A 17,076-nucleotide genomic window follows, 5' to 3' on the forward strand; every position below is an offset into this window, starting at 1 on the left:
CTTCGCTCCCTACTGAACTCTGATACGCGGATTGAGAAATGCGTAGCCGACATCGGAAATGAGCTGCGTGATCAAGACGATGAACACCGAGACCAGCGAGCAGCCGAGCAAAAGGTCGATGTCGTTGTTGCCGGCCGCCTCGACCAGCGTGTAGCCGAAGCCCTGGTAACGAAACATCACCTCGACGATGACGACGCCGGTGAGCAGCCAGGGAAACTGCAGCATGATGACGGTGAACGGTGCGATCAGCGCGTTGCGCAAGGCATGTTTGACCACGACGCTGCCGAAGGAAAGACCCTTCAACCTGGCAGTGCGGATATATTGCTGCGTCATCACTTCGACCATCGAGGCACGCGTCATGCGGGCGATGTAGCCGATGCCGTAAATCGCCAGCGTCATCACCGGCAAAGTGAAATTATAGAAGGTGATGCCCTGGCTGGCCGAAGCCGCCGAGCCGTTCAGCCAGCCTAGCCATGAGGCGAAGATGACGGTGAAGATGACGCCCGACACATATTCAGGCGTCGCCGTCGAGGCGATCGATGCCACCGACAGCACGCGGTCGGTTCGCGACCCCTCGCGCATGCCGGCCAGAATGCCGATCAGCAGCGAGATCGGCACCATCACCACCAGCACCCAGAACATCAGGATGCCCGTAGCGCCAAGTGCCGGAAACAGTTTTGAGGCGACGGTCGCCTTGAACTTGGTCGAGCAGCCGAAATCGCCCTGGAAAACGCCGGCGAAGGTCGGCACGAGTGGATCGTTGCAGAAGGAGAAACGCTGCGCCGGCTTGCCGGTCGCCGGGTCTGTCACAGGTTGCTTGGGCACCACGCCCAACCACTGCCCATAGCGGACGAAGAAGTTCTGCCGATAGCCATGATTGACCAGCCAGCTCTCGAGCTGCTCGGCCGACGTATGCATTTCGGTCTGACTGATCGCCAGCTTCTTCAGATTGGGTTCGAGGTTGATCAGGAAGAAGACGACCATGGTCAGGCACAGCATCGTCAATGCCATGGTGCCAAGACGCCTGATAACGAAGGAAAGCATGGCGGCCCCCTGCCGATGGGTTGGGGTTTGAGCCGGCTATGAAAGCCAACCCTACCGTGACCGGCGGGGCTGGCTGTCAAACAGGCCTTCGGATGCGATCAACCCTGTTTTTGTTGCATGGCCTTGCCCGCGAGTCCGCAACTTTTTTGAGAAAGTGCGGACCAGCAGGGACGGACGATGCAAAGAGCGGGGGAAGGGAGCGAGCCTCTTCCCCCAATGCCGGTGCGATCAAGCCTGCTCGAGCCAGATCTTGCCGTAGTCGCGCTCGAAGGTCGGGTGCATCTTGTAGTTCTGCACCGCCTTGACCGAGTGGCTGTAGAGCTTGCGCCAGTACGGCTGGATCATGATGCCGGAATCCTGCAGGATCTGCTCGATTTCCTTCATCATCTCCTTGCGCTTGGCGGCGTCGGCAACGGCGAGCGCCGCATTGAGCTTGGCATCCCAGTCCGGATTCGACCAGCCGGCCTCGTTCCAGGCCTCGCCGGTGCGATAGGCGATGGCCAGAACCTGGACGCCGAGCGGGCGCATGTTCCAGTTGGTCATCGACAGCGGATACTTCGTCCAGTCGTTCCAGAACGTCGAACCCGGCAGAACGGTGCGCTTCACCTTGATGCCGGCGTCGCGCAGCTGGGCGGCGATCGCATCGCCGGTGTTCTTGTGCCAGTCCTCATCGACGGTGATCAGCTCGTGTTCGAAGTCGGCCTGGCCGGCTTCCGCCATCAGCGCCTTCGCCTTGGCCGGATCACGGGCAACCTTGGGCAGCTCGTAATATTCCGGATGGATCGAGCAGACATGGTGGTTTTCGGCGACCGAACCGGCATTGCCGTAGCCGAGCTGCAAGACGACATTGTTGTCGACCGCAAGCTGCAGCGCGTTGCGCACCTTCTGGTCGCCATAGGGCTTGTTGTTGACGTTGGTGCGGCAGACGATGGTCGACGCGGTGACGATCTCCGACTTCACCAGGTCCATGCCGTCGAGGATCGACACATAGTCGGCCGAAGTCTCGAAATTGGTGTGCACTTCGCCGGCTTCGAAAGCGCTGACCATGGCTGCCGGATCGGTGCCGTAGTCGATGAATTCCAGGCCATCGAGGAACACTTCGCCATCCCACCACTTGTCGTCGGTGCGGCGCTTGTAGACCACCTTCTGACCGACATCGTAGGAGACGAGTTCGAACGGACCGGTGCCGATCGGGCAGGCCTTGAAGTCGCCGCCCTTCTCGTCGAAGGTCTTGTGGACGATGAGGCCGGGATAGTCGCACATGTTCGGAATCAGCGCGATGTCCGGCTTGGTGAGCTTCAGCACGACCGTGTGGTCGTCCGGCATGGTCACGGCGCTTTCGTCGAGCTTGTCGTCCTTGACCAGCGAGCCAAGACGGCCTGGCATGGAATTGCCTTCGGCTTTCTTGTCGGCCCAACGCTTCAGGTTGAAGACGACGTCGGCGGCGGTGAAGGCATCGCCATTCGACCAGGTGACGCCCTTGCGCACATGCAGCGTGTACTGCGTGGCATCGTCGTTGACGTCCCAGCTTTCCAGCAGATAGGGGCGGAACGTGTATTCGGACGTGTACTTGACCAACGGCTCGAGCGCCTGGCGCTCGGCATTGGCGATTTCCGACCAGTCGGCCTTGCGCGGGTCCTTGGGATCCTTGATCCACTGGGCGATCTTCAGCGTGCCGCCCTTCTTGCCCTTTACCTCTTCGGCCTTCGCCGGCGTCGGATCGGCGAGCCCGAGCAAGCCGTAAGCCATTGCCGTCGATGCGCCGAAGACGCTGGCCATGGCCAGGAATTCGCGGCGGTCCACCTTGCCTGCCTTGGCTTCTTCGGCCATGGCCAGGATGTGATCCGGAACGCGATCGCCATTACTCTTATAAATTGTCATGACTTAACTCCCATTGTTGGCTTTCCGCCTTTTAACATTCCGCATCCAGGCCATGATGTCAAAGACGGCGTGGATTGAGAACATGTTAGGGAATGTGCAACTTTGAAAGGGGAGCGGTTCGCGTGATAACGACAGTCTTGGCGCAAATTTGCTACTGTCCGATGGATTCTTCTGGAATCTCGATAGTCGATTAAACTGAGACATTTACTCCAGCCCGAACAGCGCCAGAATCGATCCATCATGAGGCCAAAAGCCCTGCCGAATTATCAGTATTCCTTCTCGTAGAAGATGCCGCCCTTGGCTTCGCCGGCATCGTTGGCCTCGCCGCGCAGCTTGACGCCGCGCCCGACATTGAGGTCGATCGTAGCCTTGCCCGAGCCCGGCTTGTCGCCCTTCTGGATCGTGACATAGGTGCGGTCGTTGAGGTATTTGCCCGCCGAAACCGCCGTGCCGCCCTGGTCGTCGGTGGTGACGTCGAGATCGTCGACGCCAATGGCGCTGCGCAGGTTTTCCAGAAGCGACGTCGAGCCGCCGACGCCGGCCAGTTGCCCGGCGGCCTCGGCTAACTGGGCGATCTGCAGCGGCGACAGGTTCGACATCGAGCGGCCGAAGATCAATTGCGCCAGCACCTCGTCCTCGGGCAGCGCCGGCACCGAGGAGAAGGTGAACTTCGGATTGGTCGCTTCGCCCGACACCACGATGGTGACGGTGGCGCTGGTCGTCGTCGTGGTCGCCGTCAAATTGAGATAGGGCACCAGCGAGCCGGAAAACCCGACCGTGCCTTCGGTGAAGGTCAGCCGCTTGCCGAGGATCGACAGCCGTCCGCGCTGCAAGGTGAAGGTGCCGACCGCTTGCGGCGACGAGGCCGGGCCGGTCAGCCTGAGCGAGCCGCCAAGTTCGGCATCGACGCCCCTGCCCTGGATGAAGATCTGGTTCGGGGCGTTGACCGTGACATCGAGCGCAAGGCCGCTACCGCCGCCCTTGCCGCTGGTCGTCGGCGGCCGCAGCGCCGTGTCCTGTGCCTTGACCGCAGCTGGCGCGTTCTTGTGCTTGACGTCGAGCGCCGCCAGCGAGCCCGGCAATTTGTCCGGAACCGTGATCACCGTCTTGGCGAGATTCACGGTGCCGGCAATGACCGGTGCGGAGGTCAGCGGTCCCTTGATCGTCAGGTCGCCCCCGAGATTGGCGGTCACCACCCTTCCGTCCGTATAGCGGCCGTCGACCAGCTTGATCGACAAATCGGCCGGAAAACCCTGCGCCGGGTTGATGCCGACCGTGCCGCTGGCCGACAGGCTGCCGCGCGTCGACAGCGTTCCGGTCAGCCGGTTGATCCTGGCGACGCCGCCGGCAATCGTGACATCGGCGGCGAGATCGTTGACGGCGAGGCCGGAGCGCGCATCGACAAGGCGCGCACCGGAGGTGCTGACGCTGCCGCCGATGACGGGCGATGTCGCGGGACCGCGCACCTGCACGTTGACATTGGCCGTGCCCGTCAGCGACATGCCTTGCGCGGCGAGCTTCTGGCTCAGCAGGCCGAACGGCACGGCGCCATTGAAGTCGAGCACCAGCGCCGGCGTGCCGGCCGTCGTCACGGTGCCGCCGCCCTTGAGGCCAAGGCCGGCGCCATCGCTGACATTGGCGGTGAAGGCCAGCTTGTTGGCGGCAAAGGTGCCGGACGAGGAAACACTCACCGCCCCGACACCAGCGCCTCGGGTCTGCGATGTTTGCACGCCGGCCGCATCGATATTGAAGGCGACCGCAGGGCTGGCCGGCGCACCCGTCACCTTCACCGTGCCCGAAATCGAGCCGGCGGCGTCGAGGCCGGCCGAGAAACTGTTCGCAAGCGACATCGGCACCCGCGCCAGCGTCGCGTTGATGTCGAGCGCCGTGCCGACCTTGCCGGTTACCGTCGCCGTACCACCGCCAAGGTTGAGCACCAGCCTGTCCAGCGTCGTCGTGCCATTGGCGATGCTGACGGTCGAGGCTTGGGCAATGGCCGCCTTGATGCCCTGGACGGTCGCCTGGCCGGAGGCAAGCTCGATGGTCGTCGTGCCGTTGGCCACTTTCACGCGGCCAGCAGCCTGTGCCGGAATGCCCTTGACTGTGGCGCCGCCGGAAAAACCGGTCCAGTCGCCGTCGCGCTTCAAATCGACATCGATGCCGCTGATCACGGTGCCGCCCGACGTGACGGTGTCGGCGCGGATCTTTCCGGAGATCACGGGCGCCGCCAGATAGTTGGCGACCAGCGCATCGATCGAGACGGCTTTCGCCTGCAGGTCGCCGCGCGTAATCGACGCTGTCGCCGCCTTGATGGCGACCTGGGGTGCTGCGCCATTCTTCGAGAAGGCAATCGTGCCGCGTACGTCGCCTTCGGCCTTTTCCAGCGCCAGTGCCGCCAGCGGTCCGATATCAGGCAGGTCGAGCGCGATGGTGCCGACCGGCACGAACTTCTCGTCCAGTGCCAGATCGCCTGAAATCCTGTTCTTGCCGAGCGACAGCAGCAGCCCGTTGATGGCGCTCTTGCCGTCAGCCGTCGCCAGCACCGCGCTGCCTTGCAGCGCCTGGCCGGCGACATTGCCGGTCAGTTGCACGTTGGCTGCCGGATTGGCGGCATCGGCCTTGCCGGTGGCGGTCAGCTTCAACCCGGTGATCTCTCGCGCCGCCACCAGCAGCCTGTCGCTGTCGACCGTCAGTGACAGGTCCGGCGCGGTGGCCGGCCCCTGTGCCTTCAACGCAAAGGCGATGGCGCCCTTGGCATCCTTCGACAGCAGAGAGATGTCGCTCAGCGCGCCCTTGATGTCGGCGGCCACCTTGTTGTCGGCAAGGCTGGCTTGCCCGTCGGCAGTCAGCGCACCCGAGGTCAACTTCAATCCGCCTATGTTGATGCTGCCCTTGGGATCGCGCTTCAGCGTGGCGCTGATCTCAGCGCGTTCGCCAAGCATGCCGCGCGCCGCCGCCGGCAAGGCCGACGATGGGGCATCCGCCTTCAGATTGAGGTCGATGGCACCGTCTCGCAGCGATACCTGGCCGGCGACCTGGCTGTTCAACGCATCGCTCTTGAGCGAGCCGCTGTCGATGGCAAACAGGTCGGCCGTCAGGCGGCCGCTGACGGCTGCCGTGACCTTGCCGGCGATCAGCGGCGCGATCACCGGATTGTCGAGACCGACCTCGTCCACCGACACTGTGCCGGAAACCGGCCCTGCACGGTTCTTGAGATCGAACGCATCCGAGTGCAACGCCAGGGCAAGCCCCTCCACCCTCGCCGGACTGGTGACGATCGAGGGCAGGATCGCGGAGATATCCAGGCGGGCCCGCGTGCTCTCGCCCGCCACCTTTGCCGACAGCGACTGGATCTCGATCTTGACCGGACTCTCGGCGCTGCCGACAGTCAGGGGCAGGCTGGGGCCGGATGATATGAGATCCAGCGCAAAATCGCTAGCGCCGTTCGGGTTGAGGGTGCCGGCGGCCTTGCCGGAAATCTTGTCGCCGGTCAGCGTCGCCTGATCGAGCATCACGCCGCCGGCCAAGGTGTAGCTGCCGGCCGCATCGACGGCGAGCAGCCCGAGCCCGGCCTGCCGGGTCTGGCTGGTTTCGATTCCGGTCAGTTGCGCATTGAAGCGGACATCGGGAGCGGCTGGCGGTCCGGTCACACCAGCCGTGCCGCTGAGCGTGCCCACAGCATCGAGGCCGGGCGAAAATTCATTGGCGAGCGCCGCGGGCAGTGCCGAAAATTGCGCCGCGAGGTCGAGCGTCTGACCGGCAGTGCCCGACAGCGTCACCGAACCGCCGCCGACATCGAGAGCCAGTTTCTCGATGCTGGTCGTGCCGTTGGCGATGCTCATTGTCGACGCCTGAGCGATTGCCGCCTTGATGCCGCGAACAGTGGCTTCGCCCGAGGCAATCTCGACGCTGGTCGTGCCGTCGGCGATCTTCACCCGGCCGGCAGCGGTTGCCGGAATGCCCGCTATGGTGGCGCCGCCGGTGAAATTGGTCCAGTCGCCATCGCGCTTCAGGTCGACGCCGATATCGCCGATTTCGGAGGTTCCCGAGGTGACGCTGCCGGCCTTGATCGAACCGGCGATCGCAGGCGCCTTGAGATAATTGGCGATCAGCGCATTGACAGTGATGGCCTTGGCCGTCACCTCACCGCGCGCGATCGACGTGCTCTTCGCATCGATCGCGACCGAGGGTGCGTCGCCCTCCTTGGCAAAGCGGATGGTGCCGTCGATGTCGCCCGTCACTGCCTGGCCGGCAAGTGCGGCCAGCTGGTCGATAGCGGGTGCATCGAGCGTCAGCGTGCCGAGCGGCATGAATTTGTCGTCGAGCGCGAGATCGCCCGAGACCTTGTTGTCGCCCAGCGAGACCAGGAATCCGTTGATCGAACGCTTGCCTTCGCTCGTCACCAGCGCTGCCTTGATGTCGAGCGGCTGGTCGTTGACGGAGCCGGTCAGCGATACGTTGGCGGCGGGACTGGTGATATCGGCCTTGCCGCTTGCCGTCAGCTTGATGCTCTTCACCGTGCGGCCCGATGCCGTCAGGCTGTCGCTGTCGGCGGTAACGGTGAAATCCGGCGCCGTCATGGCGCCACTTGCCGACAGCGCGAAATCGACGCCACCGGCAACCGGCACGCCGACTATCGGCGACAGCACGGAAACGTCGCCCAATTTGCCCTTGATGTCGGCCTGGATGTCGGTGCCTTGCATGCTGGCCGTGCCGGCGGCGCTGAGCGTGCCGGACGTGAACTCGATCGAGTTGGCGGCGAAAGACCCTTGCGGGTCGCGGGCCGCGCTCGCCGAGAATTTCACCCTAGCGCCGAGCACCGAGGCGATCTGCGGCGGAAAGGCCGTCGCCACGGCATCCGCGTTCATCTTGAGCTGCATCGACAGGTCGGCAAGCGCCACCGTCGCGGTCAGCGAAGCGTTGAGCGCGTCGGAACGCAGCGTGCCCTGGTCGATGGCAATGGCGTCCTTGCTGACCGACCCGGCCAGGTCGACATCGATCTTGCCGGTGATCAGCGGCGCCAGCGTCGCCACGTCGGTGTTGAGGCCGCCCGCCTCCAGCTTGACGGTGACCGGCCCGGCGCGGTTCTGGATGTCAAAACCGTCGGAATGGATCTGGGCCGCCAGATCATCCAGCCGCGTGCCGCCGGCGACGATGGAGACGAAGGAGGCGCCGACGTCGATGATCGGCGCCTTGCCGTCGCCGAAGGCGCGGGCGGTGGCATTGCTGATCGCCAGCGTGATCGGCTGCGCCTTGCTGCCGACGCTGATCACCACGGGCGGCCCCTTGGCGGCGAGTTCGACCGAGAGGTCGCTGGCGCCGGCAGGATCGACAATGCCGGTCGCGGTGCCGTGCACCGCATCGCTGTCGATGTTGGCGCGGTCGACACTGACGCCACCGGCCGATGTGGCGGTGCCGGCAATGTCGAAACTGGTCTTGCCGGCAAACAGCGGCTTGAGATTCTCAGGCAGGAAGCGAGCGAAATCGCCATCGCCCTTGGCCTCGATATGATTGCCCTTGTCGGTCAGTTGGTGGCGACCCGTCAGCTGGGTGACGATCTTGCCGTCGACCGAGAACGTGCCGATGCCGTTCCAATTGGCGAGCGGCCCGGTGCCCGAGACATTTATGTCGACCGGCGGCGTGTCGGGCAGCTTGAGCAGGTTGGCGATGATACCGCCTGCCGGCTCCGAGGCCTTGAGGTCGAGATCGAGCCTGTTGTCCGCCGGCGCAAAGTGGATCTTGGCGTCGACATTACCTTGCTTGCCGTCATGGCGGGTGATGTAGAGCACCGTCTCGACCGCCAGTGGCGCGGCATCGGCCTTGACCGATCCCTTGGCCGCAAGCTCTGCGATGCCGCTGCCGGCCAGTTGCTGGCCAAGCGCGATCTCGGGCAGATCGATCTGCTTGATGTCGATGGAAACCGGCAGCGTCGCCGTGCCCCCGCTCGGCGCTGGCTGCGTGCTGGCCACCGGCAATCGCGCCAACTCAATACGCTCGGCAGCGATACGGTCGGCGCTGAAGTTTTTCGACAGCAGCGCCAGCGGCGACCAGTCGACGGCCACCTTGCGCGCCACCAGCCAGGCGCCCTCGCGGTCCTCCAGCACGACATGGTCGACGCTTAGCGCCCCGGACCAGACGCCGTCTATGCCGCTGACCGTGATCTTGCGGTCGTCGTTCGAAGCCAGCCGCGAAATGATGCCGGCGAGATTGTCGCGGCCGCGCTCGGTCTTGGTCAGCACGACCAGCGCGCCGATCGCTCCCGCAACCACGATCAGCAGCGTGTAGAGAACAATGCGGAGGATGCGCCAGACTGTTTTCATCGCTCAGAATGCCTGTCCGATGCCGGCATAGATGCCGAAATGCGGGTCACCCGGATCGCGGTTGAGCGGCACGGCGGCATCGATGCGCAACGGCCCGAACGGCGTGACATAGCGCAGGCCGACGCCGGCGCCGACCTTGACATCGGCGAAATCGGGGACCGACTTGGTCGACACGGTGCCGGCGTCGACGAACGGCACGATGCCGATCGTATCGGTGATGGCGATGCGCATCTCGACCGAGGTTTCGAAGAATGACAGGCCGCCGATCGGCTGGCCGGTGAAGTCCTTGGGTCCGATGCCCTGATAGGCATAGCCGCGCACCGAACCGCCGCCCCCGGAATAAAAGCGCCGGTCGGCTGGCACATGTTCGAGGCTGGTGCCGACGATCGAACCAATGGCGACACGTTCGGCCAGGACGAACTTCGAAGCCGAATCCAGCGACTGATAGGCCGATCCTTCGCCCCTCAGCTTCAGGAACGCCGCACCGCTCAAAATGTCGTAGCTGGGCTCGGCATAGGCCAGCACCCGGAAGCCGCTTGTCGGGTTCAGCCGGTTGTCCCGGTTGTCGTAGACATATTGCAGCGGAATGCTGGCGATCAGGTATTTGTGCTTGCCGAAAGCGTCGTGGATGCGGGAATAGTCGAGCGCCACTTCCGCCGAAACCGTCTGCTTCTTCGTCAGTTCGTAGGACAGCCCGGTACTGCCCTTGACCGAGAAATGGTCGTAGGCGTCAGGATGTTCGAGCACCGTCTTGACGCTGGCGAAGAACTTCGATGCCGGCCCGATCACGCCCGGCTTTTCGAACATGATGCCGGCATTGTAGTTGAGCTCGCCGAGATCGTTGCTGCCGATGCCGCTGATCTTGCCCTCGATGCGCAGCTTCTCGGCCCGGCCGAACAAATTGCGGTGGCCCCAATAGCCCTCAAGGCCCAGCCCCTCGGTGTTGGAAAAAGTGCCGCCGACGCCGAAATAGCGTGGCTTGCGCTCGCTTACCTGGACGCCGATCGGAATGTTGCGGTCGGCATCGAGCGTGTCGGCTTCCTTGAACGTCACGCTGTTGAAGACCTCGAGCGCCAGCAGCCGGTCGCGCGCGTCGTCGATTTCTTGCGGCGAATATTGCCGGCCGCGCTTGAGGCCGGTCATGTATTCGGTGAAGTCACGGTCGACCTTCTCGGTGCCTTCCACCGTGGTCGGGCCGTAGCCGGCGACCGGTCCGGCGGCGACCGTCAGCGTCACGTCGAGCGTCGAGGTCGCATGGTCGGCGACGATCTGGCGGTTTGTCACCTTGGCCAGCGGTCTGCCTTGCTCCTTCAGCGTCCGCACGATCAGCGCCTCGGCCTTGAGCACCGCGCCGGATCCGGCGTCGCCGCCTGATATCAGGCCATAATCGGCGCTCATCAGTCCTGCCGCATCGCCCTCAAGGTGGATATTGCCCAAGGTGAATTTCGGCCCGGTGGCAATGTCAATGACCACGGGAACCGGCTGCGGCCCCTTGAATTCGGCATCCGGCGGCAAATCGTCGAGCGGCTTGCCGTCGATGGTGACGGTGACGACGCCTTCGTAACGGGCATCGGCATAAAGCGCGGCGACAAGCTGTTCGCGGTCGCTGCGCGCCTTGGCCATCAGCCCGAGCGAGCCTGAAACCGGACGCTCCTCGTCACTCTTCAGCGCCGAGGCATTTTCGAGCTTCTTGACCAGATCCTTGTCGGCGTCGGGGGCATTGATGGTCACGGCGTAGCGCAGGGGATCGACGATATCGGCATCCTCGTCGCTGGACGATCCCCACAGCTTGATGCCGAAAAGCTCGAAAGCGGCCGCCGGGCGCGATTCGGCGACGAGCACGGTCGAGCACATCATGGCCAGCAGCAGGGCGCGCGGAAGCGCACGCCCTGGCGCGCGACCTCCTGACATCTGCTCTTCATGCGCCGGCATTAAGACAACCTAGATTACAAAACTAAAATTGGAATGAAGTTCTGAAGCGCTCGTAAAGGGGCCACAATCCAATTGTCTGAAATAGGGCGGGCTTGGAATTCACACCTTTTGCGTCGCCGCAAGAATGCGTGATCCCCTGTCCTATGGAGGTACTACCGGTCATCGGCCGGAAAGGAAACCGCTGGCAGGCGGAACCCTGCCGCGTCCTTGTGTTGACAAGCCTGACTGAAGCTTGATCATGCCCGGACGTCAGCTGTGTCTGGAGGGGTGTTATGGCAATGCGCGCGGCTCGTGGTCTGTCTATCCTGATTCTTCTGTTTTTCGCCTGGGCCAATGTCCTGGCCTGGAGCAGCGCCGCGCAAGCGGCCGAGGCCCGGCGAATAGCGACAACGGACAATTCCGACTATTTCGGCTTTGATCTCAGGTCCGACCAGAATGTGACAATCGACCAGTGCAAGACGACGTGCCTGGGAGACCCGGCCTGCCGCGCCTTCACCTACAACAAAAAAGCCAAATGGTGCTTCCTCAAATCCGACTACAACCAGCTGAAAACCTTCAACGGCGCGGTCGCGGGCAAGGTCGTCAACATCGATGGCGATCCTGATATCGGCGCGCCGCCGGAACTCGCTTTCTTCCCCAACTGGATGGCCGATCAGGCCCAGCAATACCGCAACAAGCTGCTCGGCCCGGCCTATGACAGACCTACAGAAGGCATGGCTGCCTTGCATAACGCCGCCGAACAGGCCGTGCTGACCGGCGATCACCGCTCCGCCATGCTGAAATACGAGGCCGCGGTCTCGGTGCTGCCCGATGATGGCCAGCTCTGGCTCAACCTGGCGCGTGAAACGCTGGCCGTTCAGCCCGCCGCAAGCACCTCCGAAGCATCCACTTTGCCGGCGAACGGCACGTCGGCCGCTTTCAATGCCTATAAATTGCTGCGCACCGCCAAGACGCGCGCCGAAGTGCTGGCGCTGCTCGGCAATGGGCTCGACAAGCGCGATCTCTACCGGCCGGCGCTGCAGGCCTATGAGGCCAGCCTTGCGCTGAACCCTTCGCCGGCGGTCCAGGCCGACTATGCCGATCTCAAGGCCCGCAAGGGTTTTCGCGTGATCGACCATACCGTCGACGCCGACACCAGCGCGCCGCGCATCTGCGCGCAATTCTCCGAGGATCTGGTCAAGACCGGCGTCGACTACGCGCAGTTCGTCACCGTCGACAACGCGCCACCCAAGGGCGTCGAGGCCAAGGACAAGCAAATCTGCGTCGAAGGACTGGAGCATGGCCAGCACTACGACGTCACCTTCCGCGCCGGCCTGCCGGCGGCAATCGGCGAAGTGACCGCGGCCCCCGTGGTGCTGTCGATATATGTGCAGGACCGCGCACCGTCCGCCCGCTTCACCGGTGACAGCTTCGTGCTGCCGGCCGGCGCGCGCCGCGGCATTCCCGTCGTCACCGTCAACATGAACGCCGCCGAGATGAAGCTCTACCGCATCGGCGATCGTTCGCTGGCCCAGCTTCTGTCGGGCTACCAGTTCCTGCACCAGCTCGACGGCTACGACATCTCCAACATTTCCGAACAGATGGGCGCGCCGGTCTGGCAAGGCCAGCTCGACATCGCCAATGATCTCAACAAGGAGGTCACCACCTCCTTCCCGGTTGATGAGGCGCTGCCGCAGCGCAAGCCCGGCGTCTACGTGCTGACCGCCCAGGCCGTCAACAACAAGAGCGACGACTACAATTCGATGGCCACGCAATGGTTCGTCGTCTCCGACATCGGTCTGTCGACCTATACCGGCCAGGACGGGCTCAATGTCTTTGCCCGTTCGCTGGGCAGCGCCAAGCCGATCGCCGGCGCCGAACTGACGCTGGTTGCCAGGAACAATGAGGTTCTCGGCACGGCGACGTCGGATGCCGACGGCCATGCCGTCTTCAACCCCGGCCTGACGCGCGGCGACGGCGGCATGGTCCCGGCCGTGCTGATGGCCAAGCAGGGCGACAATGATTTCGTCTTCCTCGACATGGGCCGGGCCGGCTTCGACCTGTCCGACCGCGGCGTCACCGGACGCGCGGCGCCCGGCGCGCTCGACGTCTATGCCTGGACCGAACGCGGTATCTACCGCGCCGGCGAGGATGTCCATGTCGCCGCCCTTGCCCGCGACGGCGCCGCCAAGGGGGTCGAAAACCTGCCGTTGACCTTCATCTTCTCGCGTCCCGACGGTGTCGAGGATCGCCGCATCGTCAGCGACGGCGCCTCCGCCGGCGGCCATGCCGTCGACCTGCCCCTCGCACCCAACGCCATGCGCGGCACCTGGTCGGTGTCGATCTACACCGATCCCAAGCAGCCGGCGGTGGCCAGCCAGATGTTCCTGGTCGAGGATTTCGTACCGGATCGCATCGAATTCGACATGAAGGCCGACAAGCAGGAGATTGCCCAGGGCGAAACCGCCAACATCGACATTGACGGCCGCTTCCTCTATGGCGCGCCGGCGGCGGGCCTGGCGCTGGAAGGCGAGCTGACGCTGTCGACGTCGCGCGACTGGGACCGCTTCCAGGGCTTTTCCTTCGGTCTCGCCGACGAGCAGTCGGCCGAACCCACGGTCACCCCCCTCGCCGATCTGCCGGTGGTCGGCGATGACGGCAAGGTGACCTTCCCGGTCTCCGTCGACCAACTGCCCTCGACCACCAAGCTGGTCGACGCCAAGGTGACGGTGAGGATGCGCGAATCCGGCGGCCGCGCCATAGAGCGCTCGCTCAACATCGGCATCCGCCCGCAAGGCCATATGATCGGCATCCGTCCGGATTTCGCCGACAATGAAGTGCCGCAGGGTGGCACCGCCAAGTTCAGCCTGATCGCCGTCGATCCCGACGGCAAGCGCGAGGCGCTGAAAGGCGCGCAGTGGACGCTGGTCAAGGTCGAACGCAATTACCAGTGGTACCGCTCCAACAATTCCTGGAACTACGAGCCGGTCAACTTCACCAAGTCGATCGCCAACGGCCAGGTCGACCTCAGCGCCGACGGCGACGCAACGGTCTCCGTGCCGGTCGACTGGGGTCAGTACCGCCTCGAAGTCGAGACATCGGATCCCGAGGGACCGGCGACAAGCTACGAGTTCGATGCCGGCTGGTATGTCTCCTCGACCACCACCGAAACGCCTGACGGCCTCGAAATCGCCCTCGACAAGGACAATTATGCCGCCGGCGAAGTGGCCAGGCTGAAAGTCTCGCCGCACTTTGCCGGCGAACTTCTCATCAACATCGGTTCCGACAAGCTGTTGAAGACCGTCACGGCATCCGTGCCGGCCGGCGGCAGCACCGTCGACATCCCGGTCGGCGACGACTGGGGCGCCGGCGCCTATGTCACCGCAACCCTGTTCCGGCCGGGCGAGGCGCAGGAAACGCGCATGCCGGCGCGCGCCATCGGCGTGAAATGGCTGAAGGTCGATCCGGGCTCGAAGAAGCTCGCGGTCACCCTGACGCCGCCGGACAAGACCATGCCGCGCCAGCAGCTGTCGATCCCGGTTTCGGTCGCCGGCGTGCAGCCGGGCAGCAATGCCTATGTCATGGTTGCCGCCGTCGATGTCGGCATCCTCAACCTGACCAACTACAAGGTACCGGACCCGGAGAGCTGGTTCTTCGGCCAGCGCATGCTGGGCATGGAAATCCGCGACATCTACGGCCGCCTGATCGACGGCTCGCTTGGCAACACCGGCAAGCTCAGGACCGGCGGCGACGGCGCCAACATGCAGGCGCAAGGCAGCCCGCCGACCGAAAAGCTGGTCGCCTTCTTCTCCGGTATCGTCGAGCTCGATGCCGACGGCAAGGCGCGGGTCGACTTCGACATCCCGCAGTTCAACGGCACCGTGCGCGTCATGGCCGTCGCCTGGACCAAGGATGCGGTCGGCCACGCCCAGTCCGATGTCATCGTGCGCGATCCCATCGTGATCACCGCCGGCCTGCCGCGCTTCCTGGCGCCTGGTGACGCCGCCGTCATGCGCCTCGATGTCGCCCACACCGATGGTCCGGTTGGCGACTATGCGTTCTCGATCGAAACGACGGGCGACTTGTCGACCGGCGACAAGCCCCTGCCCCAGAAGCTGACGCTCGCCCAGGGCAAGCGCCAGACGCTGACCGTGCCGCTGATCGCTCAGACGGCCGGCAATGCCTCGCTCACCATCAAGCTCGCCCATGCCGACGGCACCAAGGTCGAGCAGACGCTCTATGTGCCGGTGCGCCCGGCGCAATTACCGGTGACCACCCGGCTGGTGGTTGACCTCAAAGGTGATGGCGGAGCGCTGCGCGTCGACAAGGAACTGCTGGCAGCCAGCCTGCTCAACGGCGCCTCCGTCAGCGTCGGCGTTTCGCAGGCCGCCGCCTTCGACGTGCCGTCGCTGCTGATGACGCTCGACCGCTACCCCTATGGTTGCGCCGAGCAGACCACCAGCCGCGCCATGCCGCTTCTCTACGTCAATGAGTTGGCATCCGGCATCGGCATGGCCAGCGATCCCGATATCCATGGCCGCATCCAGGACGCCATCTACAAGGTTCTGAGCTACCAGGCTTCGGGCGGCAGCTTCGGCCTGTGGGGTCCGGGCTCCGGCGATCTGTGGCTCGATGCCTATGTCACCGACTTCCTGACCAGGGCGCGCGAGCAGAAATACGACGTGCCGAGCCTGGCCATGAACCAGGCGCTGAGCAATCTGCAGAACTCGCTCGGCTACGACCAGAGCGTCCAGGACCGTGGCAGCGAGATCGCCTACGCCCTCTACGTTCTGGCCCGCAACAAGAAGGCCTCGATCGGCGACCTGCGCTACTATGCGGACACCCAGCTCGAAGCTTTCTCAAGCCCGATGGCCGTTGCCCAGCTGGCGGCAAGCCTGGCGCTCTACGGCGATACACCGCGCGCCGAAGCCACCTTCAAGACTGCCTTGCAGTTGGCAAAGTCCACCACCGACTACGACTACTACCGCTCCGACTACGGTTCGCGGCTGCGTGATGGCGCGGCGATGCTGGCGCTGGCGGCGGAATCCAAGCCGGTGCCGACAATCGTGCCGGAACTGATCAAGCTGGTGACCAGGGAACGCGCCGAAGCCCGCTGGACCAGCACCCAGGACGAATCCTGGATGCTGCTTGCGGCCCGCGCGCTGAAGGAAGGCAATGATTCGATCACGCTGGCCGTCAATGGCGCGGCGCATTCCGGCGGCTACTCCAACCAGGTGGAAGGCTCTGACCTGGCCGACAGCCCGCTGACCATCGCCAACACCGGCAAGACCCCGCTGCAGGCAGTCGTTACCACCGTGGCGTCGCCGGTCCAGCCCTTGCCGGCCGGCGGCGACGGCTTCACCATCAGCCGCACCTACTACAAGCTCGACGGCACCGAGGCCAATGTCACCGAGGCGACGCAGAACGAACGCTATGTCGTCGTGCTCAAGGTCAACGAGCAGAACAAATGGCCGTCGCGCCTGCTGGTCACCGACCTGTTGCCGGCCGGCTTCGAGATCGACAATCCCGGCCTGGTCTCCAGCGCCCAGCTGACGAACTTCTCCTGGCTGGCGCAGACCGATGCGGCCCATCTCGAATTCCGCGACGACCGTTTCGTCGCGGCGTTCAACCCGGCCGATGGCGATCATGACCACAATCTGACACTCGCCTATGTCGTGCGCGCGGTGACGCCGGGTACCTATGCGCACCCGGCGGCAACGGTGGAGGACATGTACCGGCCGCAATATTCGGCCCGCACCGCCACCGGCATGATGGAGGTCAAGGCGCCGTAAGGCTCCGATGGTGATGGACGCGATAAGCAAAGTGCCCCCTCACCCGCCCTCCTCTTCGCTCGGTCGACCTCTCCCCGAGGGGAGAGGAGACGACCAGCGCCGGCGCCAGTCTCTTCTCCCCATCGGGG

General features: G+C 64.3%; 5 protein-coding genes. 1 reads left to right on the top strand and 4 read right to left on the bottom strand.

Features of this window, described 5'->3' with window-relative positions:
* Positions 1-9: 9 nt before the first annotated feature.
* The 4 genes from NKH97_RS27175 to NKH97_RS27190 form a co-directional block, all read right to left on the bottom strand.
* Positions 10-1,044, bottom strand: coding sequence for an ABC transporter permease (locus NKH97_RS27175; protein ID WP_027035014.1), 1,035 nt, complete (start codon positions 1,042-1,044; stop codon positions 10-12).
* A 228-nt stretch (positions 1,045-1,272) separates the two neighbouring features.
* Positions 1,273-2,925 carry an ABC transporter substrate-binding protein gene (locus tag NKH97_RS27180; protein ID WP_352799159.1) on the bottom strand — a complete coding sequence of 551 codons (1,653 nt, stop codon included), beginning with the start codon at positions 2,923-2,925 and terminating at the stop codon, positions 1,273-1,275.
* 266 nt (positions 2,926-3,191) lie between these two features.
* Entirely contained in the window at positions 3,192-9,245 is a 6,054-nt protein-coding gene (locus NKH97_RS27185) for a translocation/assembly module TamB domain-containing protein (protein ID WP_352799160.1), read from the bottom strand.
* Positions 9,246-9,248: 3 nt separating this feature from the next.
* Complete coding sequence (locus tag NKH97_RS27190) at positions 9,249-11,177, bottom strand: autotransporter assembly complex protein TamA (protein ID WP_352611324.1); 1,929 nt, start codon at positions 11,175-11,177, stop codon at positions 9,249-9,251.
* Between the two features lie 272 nt (positions 11,178-11,449).
* Here NKH97_RS27190 and NKH97_RS27195 point away from each other — a divergent pair, with 272 nt between their 5' ends.
* Positions 11,450-16,948 carry an alpha-2-macroglobulin family protein gene (locus NKH97_RS27195; RefSeq protein WP_352799161.1) on the top strand — a complete coding sequence of 1,833 codons (5,499 nt, stop codon included), beginning with the start codon at positions 11,450-11,452 and terminating at the stop codon, positions 16,946-16,948.
* Positions 16,949-17,076 lie beyond the last annotated feature (128 nt).

The organism is Mesorhizobium sp. M0870, from assembly GCF_040319775.1.
Taxonomy (GTDB): domain Bacteria; phylum Pseudomonadota; class Alphaproteobacteria; order Rhizobiales; family Rhizobiaceae; genus Mesorhizobium.

Coding starts and splice junctions, on each gene's coding strand:
- NKH97_RS27175 (WP_027035014.1), bottom strand. CDS start 1,044: ATGCTTTCCTTCGTTATCAGGCGTCTTGGCACCATGGCATTGACGATG.
- NKH97_RS27180 (WP_352799159.1), bottom strand. CDS start 2,925: ATGACAATTTATAAGAGTAATGGCGATCGCGTTCCGGATCACATCCTG.
- NKH97_RS27185 (WP_352799160.1), bottom strand. CDS start 9,245: ATGAAAACAGTCTGGCGCATCCTCCGCATTGTTCTCTACACGCTGCTG.
- NKH97_RS27190 (WP_352611324.1), bottom strand. CDS start 11,177: ATGCCGGCGCATGAAGAGCAGATGTCAGGAGGTCGCGCGCCAGGGCGT.
- NKH97_RS27195 (WP_352799161.1), top strand. CDS start 11,450: ATGGCAATGCGCGCGGCTCGTGGTCTGTCTATCCTGATTCTTCTGTTT.